Origin of the sequence: Rhodopseudomonas sp. BR0G17 (assembly GCF_010907025.1) — a bacterium.
Taxonomy (GTDB): domain Bacteria; phylum Pseudomonadota; class Alphaproteobacteria; order Rhizobiales; family Xanthobacteraceae; genus Rhodopseudomonas; species Rhodopseudomonas palustris_H.
The window spans coordinates 1-433 of the sequence record NZ_QUML01000158.1 but is presented as its reverse complement, the minus strand read 5'-3'; the positions used below and the strand labels follow the sequence as shown (position 1 = coordinate 433).

Sequence of the window (433 nt, the reverse complement as noted above, 5' to 3'; positions counted from 1 at the left end):
GCCATCCTGCGACGAGGCATTGCGATGAAGGCACCGATCGTCTGGGTTTCCGGCACGCTGACCGCCGCCACGGCGCTGCTCGGCTCGCTGCTGATCATCACCGCCAGCCGGGGCGCCGGGACGACGTTCGACTCGTCGGCGGGGCCGCTGTCGGTGCAAACGGTGGCGGAGAATCTGGTTCATCCGTGGGGGCTGGCGTTTCTGCCCGATGGCCGGATGCTGGTGACCGAGCGTCCCGGCCGGCTGCGGCTGGTGACTCAGCAAGGCCAGGTCTCGAAGCCGCTGCCGGGCGTTCCGGAAGTGTGGGCCTCTGGCCAGGGCGGATTGCTCGATGTCGCCACCGACAAGGACATCGCGACCAATCATACGATCTATCTGTGCTACGCCGAGCGCGACGGCCGCGGCGGCCGGACCGCGGTGGCACGCCCGCGGC

The 433-nt window shown here is 69.7% G+C and carries 1 protein-coding gene; it reads left to right on the top strand.

The window, feature by feature from the left end; all coding sequences use genetic code 11:
• Nucleotides 1-24: 24 nt before the first annotated feature.
• On the top strand, nucleotides 25-433 hold a 409-nt coding region (locus DY467_RS25655), incomplete at its 3' end, for a PQQ-dependent sugar dehydrogenase (RefSeq protein WP_164639850.1).